Source organism: Sulfitobacter sp. SK025 (genome assembly GCF_003352105.1).
Taxonomy (GTDB): Bacteria; Pseudomonadota; Alphaproteobacteria; order Rhodobacterales; family Rhodobacteraceae; genus Sulfitobacter; species Sulfitobacter pontiacus.
The window spans coordinates 22,939-38,793 of sequence record NZ_CP025810.1 but is presented as its reverse complement, the minus strand read 5'-3'; the positions used below and the strand labels follow the sequence as shown (position 1 = coordinate 38,793).

At 58.7% G+C, this 15,855-nt stretch carries 18 protein-coding genes; 7 read left to right on the top strand and 11 right to left on the bottom strand.

Annotation, left to right across the window (positions count from 1 at the left end; all coding sequences use genetic code 11):
• Positions 1–17: 17 nt before the first annotated feature.
• The 3 genes from C1J04_RS16860 to C1J04_RS16850 are packed head-to-tail and all read right to left on the bottom strand — an operon-like array spanning position 18 to position 1,123.
• The gene (locus tag C1J04_RS16860) at positions 18–335 is read right to left on the bottom strand and encodes a flagellar hook-basal body complex protein FliE (protein WP_009824343.1); all 318 of its coding nucleotides are present in this window, start codon (positions 333–335) and stop codon (positions 18–20) included.
• A 9-nt stretch (positions 336–344) separates the two neighbouring features.
• Positions 345–755, bottom strand: a complete 411-nt coding sequence (gene flgC, locus C1J04_RS16855) for a flagellar basal body rod protein FlgC (RefSeq protein ID WP_074636865.1) — start codon at positions 753–755, stop codon at positions 345–347.
• Between the two features lie 14 nt (positions 756–769).
• On the bottom strand, positions 770–1,123 hold the full coding sequence (locus C1J04_RS16850; RefSeq protein ID WP_005849029.1) for a flagellar basal body protein: 354 nt from the start codon (positions 1,121–1,123) through the stop codon (positions 770–772).
• Positions 1,124–1,185: 62 nt separating this feature from the next.
• On the opposite strand from C1J04_RS16850, the gene C1J04_RS16845 reads away from it, so the two are divergent.
• Positions 1,186–2,577: a FliI/YscN family ATPase gene (locus C1J04_RS16845; protein WP_037953466.1), complete on the top strand. Its 1,392-nt coding sequence runs from the start codon at positions 1,186–1,188 to the stop codon at positions 2,575–2,577.
• A 98-nt stretch (positions 2,578–2,675) separates the two neighbouring features.
• Here the strand turns inward: C1J04_RS16845 and C1J04_RS16840 are convergent, their stop codons facing one another.
• The 4 genes from C1J04_RS16840 to C1J04_RS16825 form a co-directional block, all read right to left on the bottom strand.
• Positions 2,676–3,554 (bottom strand): flagellin N-terminal helical domain-containing protein, encoded by an 879-nt coding sequence (locus C1J04_RS16840; RefSeq protein ID WP_037953467.1) that lies wholly within the window; start codon positions 3,552–3,554, stop codon positions 2,676–2,678.
• A 132-nt stretch (positions 3,555–3,686) separates the two neighbouring features.
• On the bottom strand, positions 3,687–4,178 hold the full coding sequence (locus C1J04_RS16835; protein WP_009824347.1) for a hypothetical protein: 492 nt from the start codon (positions 4,176–4,178) through the stop codon (positions 3,687–3,689).
• The gene (locus C1J04_RS16830; protein ID WP_009824348.1) at positions 4,175–4,477 is read right to left on the bottom strand and encodes a hypothetical protein; all 303 of its coding nucleotides are present in this window, start codon (positions 4,475–4,477) and stop codon (positions 4,175–4,177) included. The genes C1J04_RS16835 and C1J04_RS16830 overlap by 4 nt, the downstream gene beginning before the upstream one ends.
• A complete protein-coding gene (locus C1J04_RS16825) occupies positions 4,477–5,634 on the bottom strand; it encodes a flagellar basal body P-ring protein FlgI (protein ID WP_009824349.1) in 1,158 nt (385 codons plus the stop codon). The genes C1J04_RS16830 and C1J04_RS16825 overlap by 1 nt, the downstream gene beginning before the upstream one ends.
• A 174-nt stretch (positions 5,635–5,808) precedes the next feature.
• On the opposite strand from C1J04_RS16825, the gene C1J04_RS16820 reads away from it, so the two are divergent.
• Complete coding sequence (locus tag C1J04_RS16820) at positions 5,809–6,513, top strand: response regulator transcription factor (protein ID WP_005849021.1); 705 nt, start codon at positions 5,809–5,811, stop codon at positions 6,511–6,513.
• On the opposite strand, the gene C1J04_RS16815 is transcribed toward C1J04_RS16820, so the two are convergent.
• The 4 genes from C1J04_RS16815 to C1J04_RS16800 form a co-directional block, all read right to left on the bottom strand.
• Positions 6,514–7,593, bottom strand: a complete 1,080-nt coding sequence (locus tag C1J04_RS16815; RefSeq protein ID WP_009824351.1) for a flagellin N-terminal helical domain-containing protein — start codon at positions 7,591–7,593, stop codon at positions 6,514–6,516.
• A 10-nt stretch (positions 7,594–7,603) separates the two neighbouring features.
• The gene (gene flgK / locus C1J04_RS16810; RefSeq protein WP_009824352.1) at positions 7,604–9,022 is read right to left on the bottom strand and encodes a flagellar hook-associated protein FlgK; all 1,419 of its coding nucleotides are present in this window, start codon (positions 9,020–9,022) and stop codon (positions 7,604–7,606) included.
• 26 nt (positions 9,023–9,048) lie between these two features.
• A complete protein-coding gene (locus C1J04_RS16805) occupies positions 9,049–10,350 on the bottom strand; it encodes a flagellar hook protein FlgE (RefSeq protein ID WP_009824353.1) in 1,302 nt (433 codons plus the stop codon).
• Between the two features lie 129 nt (positions 10,351–10,479).
• Complete coding sequence (locus tag C1J04_RS16800; protein WP_254655095.1) at positions 10,480–12,297, bottom strand: tetratricopeptide repeat protein; 1,818 nt, start codon at positions 12,295–12,297, stop codon at positions 10,480–10,482.
• A gap of 118 nt (positions 12,298–12,415) precedes the next feature.
• On the opposite strand from C1J04_RS16800, the gene C1J04_RS16795 reads away from it, so the two are divergent.
• The 5 genes from C1J04_RS16795 to C1J04_RS16775 are packed head-to-tail and all read left to right on the top strand — an operon-like array spanning position 12,416 to position 15,854.
• Positions 12,416–13,147 carry a flagellar hook-basal body complex protein gene (locus tag C1J04_RS16795; RefSeq protein ID WP_254655096.1) on the top strand — a complete coding sequence of 244 codons (732 nt, stop codon included), beginning with the start codon at positions 12,416–12,418 and terminating at the stop codon, positions 13,145–13,147.
• Positions 13,148–13,168: 21 nt separating this feature from the next.
• Positions 13,169–13,954, top strand: a complete 786-nt coding sequence (flgG, locus tag C1J04_RS16790; protein ID WP_009824356.1) for a flagellar basal-body rod protein FlgG — start codon at positions 13,169–13,171, stop codon at positions 13,952–13,954.
• Positions 13,955–13,966: 12 nt separating this feature from the next.
• Positions 13,967–14,650, top strand: coding sequence for a flagellar basal body P-ring formation chaperone FlgA (flgA, locus tag C1J04_RS16785; RefSeq protein ID WP_009824357.1), 684 nt, complete (start codon positions 13,967–13,969; stop codon positions 14,648–14,650).
• Complete coding sequence (locus C1J04_RS16780) at positions 14,647–15,384, top strand: flagellar basal body L-ring protein FlgH (RefSeq protein ID WP_005849010.1); 738 nt, start codon at positions 14,647–14,649, stop codon at positions 15,382–15,384. The genes flgA and C1J04_RS16780 overlap by 4 nt, the downstream gene beginning before the upstream one ends.
• A gap of 14 nt (positions 15,385–15,398) precedes the next feature.
• Positions 15,399–15,854, top strand: a complete 456-nt coding sequence (locus C1J04_RS16775; protein ID WP_005849008.1) for a hypothetical protein — start codon at positions 15,399–15,401, stop codon at positions 15,852–15,854.
• Position 15,855 lies beyond the last annotated feature (1 nt).

Sequence of the window (15,855 nt, the reverse complement as noted above, 5' to 3'; positions counted from 1 at the left end):
CGCGTGTTAACCTGACGTTAAACCGGCATACGCATAACTTCTTGGTACGCTTCCACCAGTTTGTCACGCAGCGCGACCGAAACCTGAACTGTCTGCTCCATCGCCATGGTGGCCTGAACAACCTCTTGCAGGCTGGCTTGCCCTGTCAGCCCCTTGATCGCCATCTGGTCGCCTTCGCGCACCGACTCCACGGCCTGCGACGCGGCATCGCCGACCATCTGGGCAAAATCTTTTGGGGCGGGGCCAGCGGGTTTTGCACCCCGCGTTTCGCCTTGCACCGTCTTTGCATAGGCGGCTTCAACGTAGGAAGAACGGATGGCGGAAAAATCTGTCATTCTGGCACCTTACTTCAACAGCTCGACCAACTGACGGCGCATGTCACGCGCCTTGTCCAGCATCGAAAGGTTTGCTTCATAGCTGCGCGCGGCTTCACGCATATTGCTCATTTCGATCAGCGGGTTCACGTTCGGCATCTTGATATAGCCGTTCTGATCCGCCGCGGGGTGCGATGGTTCATACCGCAGTGTGAAATCGGCATCATCCCGCAGCACGCCTGCAGACTGCACAATCGCTGCCCCCGTTGACGGATCCGTAGCGCTTTCAAAAGAAATCGTCTTGCGCTGGTACGGGTCGCCCCCCGCCGTTTGCGCGGTCGAACTGGCATTGGCAAGGTTTTCAGAGACGATGCGCAACCGGTCACCCTGCGCCCGCATCCCGCTGGCTGCTGTTGCCGAAATTCTGGAAAGGGAATCCATCGCGCGTCTCTCCGTTATTTCCGGCCAGCGACGGCGTAGACCATCTCGTGCGCTTTGCGGTACAGGCTCGCGGCCATTTGGAACTGACCCGAGGCGCTGTTCGCCTCGACCAACTGCTCTTCCAGATTCACGTTATTCCCGGTTGCCGTAGCGCCACCCAGAACCCGCGCCTCAACCACCTCGGCCTCCTGCAAACGTTGCGACCGACCTGCGTCTTCCAAATAGCTGGCAAAACTTTGCACATCCTGCGCGCGGTATCCCGCAACGTCAGAATTCGCGATATTCTCGGACACGACATTCTGCCGCGTGGCAAGCCACTGCAAACGTTTCGGTGCAAGACTGAACAAGGATGTGGGATCTGTATTCATACTAGACTCATTATTTATCCTTGTTATATAGCAAGGATAGAATATTTTCGAAAGAGTATATTTTGACTTCTGCCTTCGCAAACCTGCAAAAGTCCATCTATTCATGCGCCAGCGCAAAGATCTCGGGCATCGTCAGGTCCATCACCGGCATGACCCTCACCGTCAGCGGACTGGAGGCGATGGCAGCGATCGGCAGCCAATGTCGGGTGCACACCCCCGCAGGACACATCGATGGCGAAGTCGTCAGCGCACAGGGCAGTGATCTATGCGTTCTGCCGTTCGGCACATGGGAGGGCGTGTCCGTCGGGAATACCGTCGAATTGATTGAGCATGACGATATGGTATCCCCCGACGACAGCTGGATCGGAACGGTGGTTGATGCGCTTGGCCGCCCCCTTACGCAATACACCCGCGCGCGCCGCCCGCGCCGCAAAACCCGCTTTCGCGCCAACCCTCCCGGTGCATTCGACCGCAAGAAGGTGGGCGAGAAGCTGGAAACACAGATCAAATGCATTGATATTTTCACCCCGATTTGCCGCGGCCAGAGGATGGGTGTTTTCGCCGGTTCAGGTGTCGGTAAATCGACCATGATGGCCATGCTGGCCCGCAATACGGATGCCGATGTGATTGTCATCGGGCTGATCGGCGAACGCGGCCGCGAGGTGCAACAGTTCATCCAGGAGGATCTGGGCGAAGAAGGCATGGCGCGCGCCGTTGTCGTCGTCTCTACCGGGGACGAGGCACCGCTGCTGCGCAAACAGGCCGCATTAACCACGACCGCGATTGCCGAATACTTCAAATCGACGGGAAAGCAGGTGCTGCTGCTGCTGGATAGCGTCACCCGTTTTGCGATGGCGCAGCGTGAAATCGGCCTCGCCCGTGGCGAGCCGCCTACCCTGCGGGGCTATCCGCCGTCGGTGTTCAGCGAACTGCCTCATTTGTTGGAACGCGCGGGCCCCGGTATGGCGGCGGAAGGTGACATTACCGGTCTTTATACGGTGCTGGTAGACGGGGACGATATGAACGAACCCATCGCGGATGCGGTGCGCGGGATCGTGGACGGGCATCTGGTGCTTGACCGGCGCATCGCCGAACAGGGGCGTTTCCCCGCGATCGATCTGCAAAAATCGCTGTCGCGGATGCTGCCGGGCTGCCACTCTCCCGAAGAATACGAGATCAGCAAAGTCGCGCGCAAAGCCTTGGGCCGCTACGCCGATATGGAAGATCTGATCCGATTGGGGGCGTATAAAGCCGGGTCCGATCCCGAAACCGATCAGGCAATCACCTTCTTCCGCGCGGCCAGCCCGTTCCTGTCACAAAGCCGCGGCGAGAAGACCCCAGCCGCCGAAGGCTTTGCCGACACCTACCGGATGATCCTTGAATCCGGCATCGATGACCCGCTGCGCAGCTTTTTCGAAGAACGCGCCCGCGCCGAGGCTGGTCAGGCGCAATAAAAAACCGGCGGGACGCCTGTCCAAGCCGGTGGGTGCTTCGTCAGGGCCCCTCCCCACCAAAGGCGGAGAGGGGTTTTTCATATAACGCCTAAACCGAATTAACGGAACAAGCTCAGGATGTTCTGAGGCGCCTGGTTTGCAATCGACAAGGACTGCGTCGCCAGCTGCTGCTGAACCTGATAGGCCTGCAAACGCGCCGCTTCTTCTTCCATATCCGCATCAACCATCGAGCTCACGCCGGAATCCAGCGTGTCTGTCAAAGCGTCAAGAAACTGCATTTGTCCATCAAGCGTGTTTTCAGTGATACCCAAAGACGTCGCGGCGGTGATTGACTTTGCAAGCTCCACTTCAGCAAACTGAAGTTTCGTAGCTAGAGTCTCGCCATCTGCTGCACCTGTTGTCGTATTGGTGACATCAATCTTAGCAAATTCGTCTTTGATCGCCCCCAAGTTCACTTCTGAAAACTCAAAGGTCGTTGCTGTAATGCCGCCGGATGCACCACGAGTGATGCCGTTTACCACGGTTACCGATGTCTTTGCTGTCGTTCCATCGGCTTCGAAACCGTAGTCTCCATCGACGAGGTTGTCGCCATTGAAGGTAGATTGGTTGATTGCTGATGTCATATTTTCGACAAGCGCATCGATTTCAAGCTGAACGTCCGCACGATTTACGCCTTCAGTTTGAGCAAACGCTACACGCTCAACGATCTGCTGGGCAATATCTGCTACTGTTTCAGCGCCCAGACGAGCCGTTGCGACGGAGTTTTTTGTAGCGGTCATGCCTTCGTTAATGGCTTTGAACATGCCGCTATCACCCTTCATCGTCTCAGAGACGGCAAAATAGGCGGCGTTGTCCTTGCCGGACGCGACTTTCAAACCTGTGGACACTCGGTCTTGCGTTTCGTTCAATCCACGGTTCACATCACGAAGAGTGGAAAGAGCGTTCATTGCGGAGCTATTGGTGAGAATGGACGACATTTAATGTTCTCCTTGCTTCTCGTATTGATCCAGTCTTCTGACTGAGGTCAGCCGTAAATGGCTAACCTAAACTACATAGCAGCTCAGGTTAAAGCAGGGTTAACAAATTGAGTAAAATCGGCGAAACGCGCTTTAGAATTTCTGATCGACGCGCATGTTCTTATCCGCAACGCCGCTCACACGTTGGCCCATCTTGCCATAATTTCCGTCTAGCGCATTGCGATTGCTGATCTTTTTGACCTCGCGCAGGATGGTGCGGGCGGCGACGGCCATGCGGGATAAAATTGCGCTGTCCTCTTCAATCGCCCCCTTTAACTGCTTGAGGTGTGCCTTCACCTCCAGCTCATTCATAATCGGGTGATCCATAAAGGGTTCGACCAGCGGCGTTTGTAGCTCCAGCCACTTCAACGCGCGGGATTTTTCTTCGAAAATCGCGCTGACGACATCCAGATTGCCTGCTTTGATCGCCTCGACCTCGCGGTTCAGCACGTCGATGGTGTCGTGGATTTTCGCGACATAGGCGTGAATGTTTTCCTCGTCCTGCGAGGTCAGCACCAGCTGATCAGGGGCCTCGCCCTCGGGCGCGGTGCCGCGTTGACCGAAACGGAAGGTGCGCGGGGTCATTCGCCCTGCTCCGCAAATTTGGCTTTGCCCTGCCCGTAGGCGTCCAGCATTTGCGACACGCTACCGGAAAAGCCCAAGCCGCCCTGTTCTACCAACTGGCCGGCGACGGCTTCGGACATGAAGGACCGCCACATATCCGCCTGCTGCTCCCCGCCGAAAGCAGAGGCACCGGCGGTTTTCATCATCTCATCGACGAACTGGGTTAAGAACACCTTTTCGAATTCTTTACCTGTCTGCGCCGCGCGGTCGGGTTTGGCGATATCGAATACGGGCAGTGACGGGGGGATTGAACCGGTCATCAGATAATCTCCAGATCGGCGTGAAGCGCCCCTGCGGCCTTGATGGCCTGCAAAATCGCAATCGTTTGCCGTGCGCCAACGCCGATGGCGTTCAGCCCGTCGACAAGCTCTTGCAGGCTCACGTCACCGTTCAGAATGGTAAAGCTGCCGTCAGTTTCTTCGATATCAATCTCGGTCTCCGGCACGATCACGGTCGTCCCCCCGATAGAGATAGGTTCCTCGCTGATCACGGCCGTATTTCCGCCAAGACTGATCGGACCTGGCTGGCTGACGCCGAAATTCTCGCGCACGCGCACGGTCAGGCCACCCTGGCTGATCGCGACCTGCGCGATCCGCACGTCCGAGCCCATGACGATGGTGCCCGATTTCTCGTCAATCACGACCCGCGCCACGGCGTCCGGCGTGACCAGCAGGTTTTCCACCGCCATGATCGTCTCGGGCGCGTTGCGTTTGTCACCGACCCAGACCTCGATCGTGCCGGAATCCAGCACCTCGACCTGACTGGACCCAAGGTGTTTCGCAATGGCTTCGCGCACGCGATCCGCCGTGGTAAAATCGGGGTTATTCAGCGCAATCCGGATACTGTCGAGCTGAAAGAGGCTGAATTCGATCTCGCGCTCGACGATGGCTCCGTTTTCGATCCGCGCGATGGTCGGCACACCATCCACAACGCTCGCGGCATTGCCATCCACCCGGTAGCCCGAGGCCGCAACTGCGCCCTGCCCCACGGCATAGACCTCACCATCCGCGCCCGTCAGCGGGGTGATCAACAAGGTACCTCCCCGCAGACTTGTCGCATCTCCTAGCGACGACACCGTGATATCGATGGGCGAGCCGCGCCGCGCAAAAGGGGGTAGCTTGGCCGTCACCATCACGGCGGCGGTGTTCTTGGTTTTGAGCGCCTCGCCATCAAGGTTCGCAACGCCAAGCCGTTCAAGCATCCCCCGAATGGATTCACGGGTGAACGGGCTGGAGTTCAGCTTGTCCCCCGTCCCCAAAAGCCCAACGACGAGGCCATACCCGATCAGATGGTTTTCCCGCACACCTTCAAAATGCGCAATATCCTTGATCCGGACCTCGGCCCAGGACGGCATCGCGGGCACGACCAAAAGCGCTGCGGCGGCAAGGGCCTGCAGGCAACGCAGCAGGCGGGTCATGGGGCGTCGCTGGCCGTGCGCCATTGCGAAATCTCCGGTACAAGAACAGTTCAACTATCCTTGGCATAATCACGTAATAACCGGATTTATACAAGTTAAATCATCTATTAATTGTTGCTACCGCAGAATATACTTGCTACCGATAGGAATAGTCAGGATTTAGGGCACACAAACATGCGCATGTATATTTTCGAACAGCGAAAAGAACGATGCGCCGGCCTTACGGCAGAGCTGCGCAGCGCAGGTATCGAGCTTCAGTTCGTCACCGCCGAGTTTTTCACGACCGGCCTTGGCCCTTTGCTGCAACCCGGCCATCAGACCAATGCCGTTCTGATCGGTGAATGTGACGATACGCGTGAATATATCCGCGCGATGCGTACCGCAGGCTGCGTTAACCCTGTCATCGTGCTCAAGGATTTCCGCAACGCCAAGGATACGTCGGACCTGCTGAACCTTGGCGCAGATGATGTGATCGTCAGCCCGATCCGTGGGGCCGAAGTGCTGTCGCGGACCAATTCGATCATCCGGCGCCACTATGGCCATGCCTCGGAAAGCGTGATCGTCGGAGAACTGACCGCCTATTTCGACGGGCGCGATCCGATCGTATCGGGCAGCCGCATCAAACTGTCGAAACGCGAATATTCGGTGTTCCAGCATCTTGCGCTGAACTCGAACAAAGTCATCTCTAAAGACGCGATTTATGACGCAATCTACGGCAGCAGCATCGATCAGCCCTTCGATAAGGTCATCGACGTCTACATCTGCAAACTGCGCAAAAAGCTCGCTTCCGCGTCAAAATCAGGCTGGCAGTATATCGAGACCGTGCATGGCCGCGGCTACAAGCTAAGCTCGCCCGAAGTGACGTCGAAAGCCGGCTGATCAGCGCAGGTAATTCAGGATCGACAGGCTCGAAAGCCGCGAGGAAACCTGATAGCTCGCCTGCAACTGTGTCTCCAGACTATTCATGCGCGTGATCGCCTCGTAGGGATCAACACTTTCGTAGTTCGAGATTTGCGTCCGCTGCACCAGCGACAGATCGGTCAGCTGCGTTTGGGTCTTCTCGACGATCTCCTGGTTGAACCCGATCCGCGCCGAGATATCCAACATTCCTTCTTGCGACGCCGACAGGCTATCGACCACCTCTGACATCCAGGTGCTATAGGCCGCTTCGTCCATCTGGCTCACGTCGGTCACGGCCAGCATCGCCAACCCTTTGTAGGCATCGCGGAAAGACTGGTCGTTGGCGCGCACACCGTAGACGACCTCTTGTCCGGTATTCACCCAGGCGCTGATCTGCTTTGTCTCGGCCCCACTGGCATCACGCTCGGGCGAGCCTTGATAGAAGGTGCCCTGAAAATTCCGGCTGGCGTCGGCGTCTTGCGAGTTGAACACGGCCTCTAGCTGATCCGCGATGGCTTGGGCGCTGGCTGGGTCGGTTGGACCGGCACCAAAGATTTCTTCGACCACCGATTGCGGTGAACGGCCTGTGTCGGCACTGGTTTCGGGCCAGCGGGTCAGCGAGGTCTTGTTGGATTCCAGCCCCGAAAACAGGTTCTCGCCATTATACGACGTGTTCATCGTCGACACGAGGCTTTCCAGCGCGGCGCGGGCTTGCATCTGCAACACCTCGGCCCCGTTGCCATCGCGTGTGGCATTGACCAGCGCGCTTTCCAGCACCGATTGTACCTGCGTGCGTGCCGCATCGACGGACGCAAGCATCGCGTCAAGCTTGCTCGCCAGCACGTCGTTCGATGTCATGAAGGTCTGGGTATTCGCCTCACGCCCGTGCAGCTTCATCACCGAGGCCGCGCGCGGGCCCAGATCGGTATAGATGTCGGCCTTTTTTCCGGTAGAGACTTCTTCGCTCACCCGTTGCAATTCCAGCGTCGTGCGCTGCACGTTCTGACGGTTGAAAAGGTTAAACTGGAACGACGAAAAACTGCTGATACCTAGAACCATTGTCCCTGCCTCATACCGCTGCGATCAGCGTGTCGATCATCTCTGACACTGCTGTAAGCACTCTGGAGTTTGCCGCATAACTTTGTTCGATCAACAGCAGTTGCTGCATCTCGTCATCAATATTCACGCCCTCGGAATTGCGCCGTGCCGACATCACGACCTCGGCCGCAGAGGCCGCAGCGTTAAAGTCATTCTCTGCCCGTGCGCGCGTGGCCGCTTGGCTGGTGATCATCTCTGCCGAAAAATCGCGCAAAGTGACCTCGGCGGGAATACCCGTGCCCGTCGCTGCATTCATCGCCGTGTCGAGCCCTGCCAGAAATGCGTTAATCTGCACCGTTTCAGACCCTGCACCGGGGGAAGTGGCCCCCAGACCATCGCGGATACGCCAAACCTCCGCATCGCCGGTAGAGGAGATCTTGCTGTTTATTTGCAAACGGCTCGCCAGACCGGTGATATTTGCCGGATCAAACGCGATCCCGTTATCTGTGAACAGCCCCGCTTCACCCGGTGCAAGGCTGGCATCGGCCTCTTCAAAGGTCTGGATCAGCCCCCGCGCGTATTCGTCCAACTGTTGACTAAACTGCGGTATAGTCTCTCTCTTCAGCTCGGAAAGCCCCGCAAGACTGCCGTGCTGAATACCACGCACACCGTCTTTGAACGGGGTGATATCCTGATTGCCCGCCATCAATGTGCCGTCGCTGGGGTTAAAGGTCACATCCTGTACGACGCGCCCCTCCAGCAATGCGGCCCCGCTGACCGTATAAAGGCTGATCGACCCGTTCGAAGACCGATGTATCCGCGTGTCAACGATCCCGGAAATCTGGTCAAGGATCGTGTCGACCTTTTCATCAAACTGCGCGGCCTCCAGCGAACCGGGGGTAAAGCCGCTGCCCGAGGCATTCAGATCACGCAACTGGTATAGGGCCGTGTTCAGGTCCGCGACTTCATAGCGGATTTCCATATTCACGTCATTCAACGTCGTGGACAGCGTTGTCGCCGCCCCTTTGACCGACCGCACCAGATCCTCTGCCGCCAGCGCAACGGATGTCTGCGCCCCGTTCGACGACGGCATATTGACCAACGTTGTCAGGCTGTTCTGGAAATCGTTAAACCTGTCTGCAGGCGATGTGCCGTCACCGGGCTGCCCCAGATAGGCGGTATAGGTGGTCAGCCCTTCCTGAATAGACTGATACTGCGTCATCCGACTGTTTTCGAGCCGCGACATCCGTTGCAGCGTCGCATCGACCTCGCGGCGGACCTCGCTGATGACGGCACCGCCCTGCCCGCCGCTGGCCGTGACCAGCATCGCCTCGCGCCGGACATAACCGGGGGTCATCGCATTCGACACGTTATCCGCCGCGATCCGCGACTGACCCTGTGTCGTATGCAAACCGGCTGTGGCCGAATTCAGCGCGCCCGAAAGGCTCATGTCATGCTCCGGTCAGACCGTCTGGCTTATCGTTTCAGACGGGTGGTTTCATCCATCATATCGTCGACGGTGGTGATCACTTTGGCATTGGTCGAAAACGCCCGCTGCGCCTTGATCAGGTCGGTCATCTCTTGTGCAATGTCCACGTTAGACCCTTCAAGCGCCCCGGCGTTGATCGACCCCACGGTCGAAGAATTGGCTTGCAAAGCAGAGAACGACCCTGTTTCACCCGACAGGCGATAGGCGTTGCCCTTCACTTCGACCAGCCCGTTGGGGTTGGCGACGACAGCGACGGGAATATCATAAAGCGCGCGGCGCATGCCATTATCAAAAACGCCGAACAATGTGCCGTCTTCGGTAATCTCGGTGCGCACAAGCTCGCCCGCGCTGGACCCGTCCCGATCAAACGCAAGGCTGAAATCCCCCGCGAACTGGCTGATCCCGTCAAATGCGCCGGGCTTGCCAAGGGTGATGTCGATCTCTTGCGGGACAACCCCGTTATCAAGGGTGATCGTCGCCACGCCTGTCGCAGGGTCCACGGTAAAGGCGGCCGGTGCCGTCGCGGTGGAATTGATGTTGCTATAGCTCAGCGGAGAGCCCGCCGCAGGCCCGGCGTTGTTGAACTCGATCGTGACACTGCCCAGCCCATTGCCATTCTGATCCGCAATTGCCAGATCCCATGTGTTCGCCGTGGTGCCAGGTGCCCAGGAAAAGCTCACGCGCTGGCTTTCACCCAAGGCGGTGAACACCTCGGACGAGGTGACAAAAGGTGCGCCCGGATCGGCTTGGCCAGTGTCCTGCGATGGCAGGTTTCCAAAGGCGGTGATGGTCGAGGTCACGCCGGCAGAGATGTTCAGATTGCCGATGTTAACCGTTTCCATATCCTTGAAGGACGTCCGGTCGACCGACCCGATGTCCCCTTCCAGCCCGTAGGGGTAGCCCGCAAGATAGTATCCCGCCGCGTTCTTCAGGTTGCCCTGTTCATCCGGCAGGAACGACCCCGCGCGGGTCAGCATGTAGTTGGTCTGCACAGTCTCGTTCGGGTTCATCGACACCGCGAAAAAACCGTTCCCGCCAATCGCCAGATCGGTAGAGGAGTTGGTCGAGATCAGGCCGCCCGCTGTCGAAATGTCCAGCTCTTCAACGGCGTTGACCGACAAGACCCCGTCGCCATTCCCGCCCGAGGCTGTGGTCGTGACCATATGCGCGAACCCGCGGCGGTACCCCACCGTGTTCGAGTTTGCGATGTTCTCGGAGATGCTGCCAACCGCCTTGGAGTTGGCGCGCAGCCCGCTGACACCCGTCTGAAGCGCACTTGAAATGCTCATTTTCCTACCTCGTTGTCGTTCTTGGTATTCTTGCCTAACAGGACAAATAATCGAATTGGTTTAAAGAAGGTTAAATTCTCTCGATTTATTTTTGTCTAACCTTGGTTTAGCCGAAATTTGCAGCCGAGTTCATGGAGATATCCCTGAATTCGCGATGCTTTCAAAGGCATTCTCTAGCTGCTCCAGCCGCTTCGCCGCCCCGCCCGCGCTAAGCGGCAGCACGTTATCGCGCACCTCAGATATGCTGTTTGCCAGTGAAATCAGATCTTTAGACGGTGTGAGACTGGGGAAGGAACGCGTCACCTGCTGTAGCGTCTCTTGATCTTCGGACCGATAGGCCGCGATCAACAGGCGTGTGGCATCCTGCAAGGAAAAATCCTGCGGATATGTCCGCCAAAGCTGCGAAAGAACGTCCGCCGCCTGCGGCCAGCGCTCTTCTTCTGACAGCGCGAGCCCCACATCTCGCAAATGCTGCGCCGTTGGCGCATCGACGGACGCCTTCAGCAACGCAGGCTTATCCCCCAGTTTAGAGAGGGTTTGCGCCAGCAAACTCTGATGCGCCTCCTCCATCTCGGGGGCGACGCTTACATCCATCAGTTCCAACGTCAGCCGTGCATCGGCGAATTGCCCCCCCTGCACCTGCGCTTGCGCAAGCTTCATGTTCAGGCGGAAAATCTCGGCCGCGCGGGAGGTGCCTTGTTCTTCCTGCTTTTCTTGCAAGATACGCACGGCCCGACGGTATTCCTTGGCCGCCAGATCGGTCGACCCCAACTTCAGGACGTAGTCACCCAGTGTTTCAATCTGCGTCGTGAACCCTTCGGTATAGCGGAAATAGGGCAGCAATCGCAGATGCAGCGCGACCCAAGCCGACAGCGGATACTGCCCCTCGCCCCCTGCCTTATAGATATCTGCCAGCAATTCTTGCGCCTGCGCCTCAATCGGGGCGGCTTCGGCACGTTCGGGGAACCGCAGCAGAATACGGCCAAGGGTCAGCACGGCTTCGGGATCATTGCCCAATGCGTGGTACACCCGCTCAAGCCGGCGCAATACTTCCAGTTCGTACCGCCCGCCGCGCCACGCCTCTGATCCGCCCTCTAGGGTCGATTGTGCCGCCAGCAGCGCCCCTCTTCCGCCATCGGCAAGCGCCATATCCGCCACCGCCAAACGGGCGCGCACGGCGTATTGGTCCCAGCCCTCTGCCGCTTCCAGATAGATCTTGAGCGCGGTCGCCGCGTCCCCCCGCTTTTGCGCGGCCCGTGCGCGCAGGAATGTACCGGATTCGGCCCCGGCCAGCTCTGGCATTTCATCTAGCAGGCGCAGGGTCGCGTCGACATATTCGCGCTTATCCAGCTCAATCGCCGCTTCAAGCAGCACAGGCAGAACGGCCCGCACGACGGATTCCGGCTGCGTGCTCAGCCCGCCAAAGCTTGGCTCGATACTATCCGACAAGCGCCGAACGTCGGAAGTGGCAATCGCGTCCAGACTGGCCCAAAAGGCGCGATCCGGTCGGTTGCCTGCCAGCGGAGACGTGTTGAAAGGTGGCGTTACCGCGGTCGGTGCTTCCCCAGCCAGCAGACGCACCGCGTCGGACAGCGCACGGTGACGGCGTTTATGGACCGGCGTATCAGGGGTCACTTCGGCAAGGATAGAGCCCGCCTCGAACAGCAGCATATGGGCCATATACAGTTCGGCCACATCCATCATCACCCGCGTCTGGTCATTGCCCCGCTGGCTGCCGAGCTTGGCAATGCTGAGCCGCAAATCATCGCGCAACCCGTCCGGAGACCAGCGCCGCAAATCCAGATCCCGCCGCCATGTCTGCCCTGCGTCCAACGCGCTGTGATCCAGCGTATCAACCACATCAGAGGGCGCGGCCACAAGCACACCCGCCGGAACCGCAAGAACCAGCAACGCCTTAACCACCGATATGCAAATATACTGGCGCACACCTATCCTTGAGAGTGTAAATAGAACTTGCCTTATCCTTGTATTCATGAAAATTTGTATTTGCAATGACATGTACAATGCGTTTTTTCGTGATGCTTCAGCACCGCCGGAGGATGAGATGACCAATATCAGTTATGTGGCGCTTTCTCAGGCAACCGTGCTGACCCGCAACATGGACACGACGGCGCATAACCTCGCCAACGCCACGACCTCGGGCTACAAGGCGATCCACCCCGTGCTTGAATCCATACCCGATGGCAGCGGCGATAATGCGATCAACTATGTGCGCGAAAGCGGGACGTACCTTGAACTTACCGACGGCCCGTTGATGCAGACCGGCAACCCGATGGACATCGCCGTGGCCGGTGATGGCTGGCTCAGCTTCCAGCTCCCCGGCGGCGAAACCGGGTACAGCCGTCACGGGCGTCTTGTGGTCGATGTCGACGGCCAGTTGAAAACCGCAGGTGGTATGCCCCTGCTTGGCGTGGGCGGCGGGCCTGTCGTGCTGCCCGATGATGTGGGGGACGAGGTGGTGATCACCACCAGCGGCACCGTGACCAACCCCCAAGGCGCGGTGCTTGGCGCGGTCAGCGTTGTCGCGATCAACGAGGCGGCGCAGATGCTGCCCATGGGCGCGGGCATGTACCAGTTGCCCCCGAACGCAGGCCAGCCGCAGCAGATGGAGAACCCGCAGGTCAAGCAGGGCTTTATCGAGGGCAGCAACGTGAACGCCGTCCTTGAAATGACCCGTCTGATCGACATCCAGCGGGCCTACGAGAATTCGGTCAAACTGATGGGGTCGGACGATGATCTGACCCGCACGGCCATCCAGAAACTTGGGCGCGTATAACGCCGCCGGAAGGAGCATAAGATGAAAGCACTCGGGATCGCGGCCACGGGCATGTTGGCGCAACAGACCAACGTTGACGTCATCGCCAACAACATCGCCAACGCCAACACCACCGGCTTTAAAAGCGGGCGCGCCGCGTTTCAGGATCTGGTCTATCAAAGCTTTGCGAGCGCCGGATCGCTGACATCCGAAGAAGGCACTGCGCGGCCCGTAGGCACTGATATCGGCTTGGGCGTGCAGGCGGCGGGCGTGATCCGTCACAACATCCAGGGCGGCTTGATCCAGACTGAAAACCAGCTGGACCTCGCGATCGAGGGGCGCGGCTATTTCACCGTGAACCGTCCCGATGGCACACAGGCCTTTACCCGCGACGGGAACTTCCAGCTGAGCGCCGAAGGCCAGCTAGTCACCCTGAACGGCTATGAGGTAGAGCCCGCGATCATCGTGCCCGAACTGACCCGTCAGGTCGAAATCAATCAGGAAGGCGTGGTCATGGCCTATGTCGAAAACGCCCCTGAACCGGTGGAACTGGGCCAGTTGAACTTTGCGACCTTCCTGAACGAAGCGGGCCTGAAACCCGTCGGTGATAACTTGATGGAGCAGACCGCCGCGTCGGGTGAGCCTGTTCAGAACGTCCCCGGCACCCCCGGCGTCGGCATCACGCGGCAGGGATATCTTGAACAGTCGAACGTCAACATCATCCAGCAGATCACCGACCTGATCTCGGCACAGCGCGCCTACGAGATGAACTCCAAGGCGATCGAGACCGCCGATCAGATCATGACCACGACGAACCAGATCAAGTAACGGGTTGAACCGATGAAACGTGTTGCCATTGCCCTTTTCGTGTTGTTCCAGCTTGCCGCCGTTCTTGTGGTGGCGGGCCCTGCGCTTGCACAAGCCGTGCCCGTGACCGACCTGATCGAGGAACGCGCCGTCGCCGAACTGGGGGCCACCTTGCCCGCGAAAGCCAAGCTGGATATCCGCATGGCCGAGGGGATGATCAAGAAGGGCAACTTCGTGCAGGAGTTCTGGATCGACCCTGACTCGGGCCAATTCATCGCAAATGTGGTAACCGACAGCGGTGTCCCGCAACGCGTATGGGGTCTGGCGATGGTGACATTAACCGTGCCTGTTCCCAACCGGCGCATCGTGCCCGATGAAATCGTCCGCGCCCAGGACGTGTCGCTGGTTGAAATGCCGATGCAGCGGGTCGGCAGCTATGCGATCAATGAATATGATCAACTCGTCGGCCAGCAGGTGCGGCGTATGCTGGTCACTGGCCGCCCCGTCCCGCGCAATTCGGTCATGCCGCCCCGTATCATCAGCCGCGGTGAAAAGGTCAAAATCCGTCTGACCCATGGCGGGCTGCAGCTAACGGCCAAAGGACGTGCCCTGGATGATGCCCATAAGGGTCAGGAATTGCGCGTCGTCAATCTTTCCAGCAACAAGGCCCTGTCGACCATCGCGATGGCAGCAGGCGTCGTCGAGGTCGTACAATGACATCCCTTCGTTTTCCCGCCCGGCTCGGCTGCCTGCTTGCAGCTTCGGCGCTTTTTCTGGCGGCCTGTGGTGATTTTCAGGAAACCCACAACCCCACAGTCAGCGATCTGACGCTGAGCCCCGACCACATGGGCGAGGTCAACCGCGTGAGCATCCCGATGCCCCTGCCCAAAGCGCCTGAACAGCCCAAACGCGCGGATCAGGCCAGCCTCTGGAGCAATTCAACACCGCGTCTGTTCCAGGACCGGCGCGCCGGCGACGTGGGCGATCTGGTCACCGTTCTGATCGATATCGATGACCGCGCGCAGTTGCAAAATGCCACAGGGCGCAGCCGGTCCTCCTCCACTGGGGTGGACGACCCCGATATCCTGAACTTCGACACCTCGACCGACAGCGGGCAGCTGATTGGCCTGTCGAGCAGTTCGTCCAGCGAAGGCGAAGGGTCGATCCGCCGGAACGAGACCATACGCTTGCGGGTGGCCGCCCTTGTGATCCAGACCCTACCCAACGGGAATTTCGTGATCGCCGGACGGCAAGAGGTTAAGGTGAACAACGAACTGCGCGAGCTGCGCATCGCCGGCATCATCCGCCAGTCCGATATCAACGTCGGGAACACCATCGACTATGACAAAATCGCCGAGGCGCGGATCACCTATGGCGGACGCGGGCAGATTTCGACGGTGCAAACTGCGCGCTACGGTCAGGACGCGCTTGAAGTGTTCCTGCCCTACTAAGGCGGGACGCGGGTGTGATCAAATACATCATCATCGCCGTTTGCGTGATTGGTGCGGGGGCCATGGGCTATGTCGGGGAACGCTTTATGCGGCCAACGACATCGGCCCCCTCGGATCAGGCGGCCACGCAAGAGCTGATGTTCAAGATGCCCTTGGGCAAATTCACCATGCAGATCATCCAGAGCCGCAAAATCCTCCATCTGGTGTTTGACATGGATGTCTATGTCATGGGGGCTTCGTCGTTTCACGAGATCAACGGCGCCGTCGGGCGCGCCCGTTTGCGTGACGCAACCGTGTCAGCGATCGCCGAGCTTGCGGAAACCGACCTGAGCCTCGCCCAACCGATCGAAGAAGAAGCCCGCAAAGCAGAGCTTGCCGCGCAAATCGTACGCAAGCTCTACGTTAATTTCCCGGCAGTACGTACGGCGCGGCTGAACAGCTTTTACGCCAATACCAGCCTGCGCAACTGAC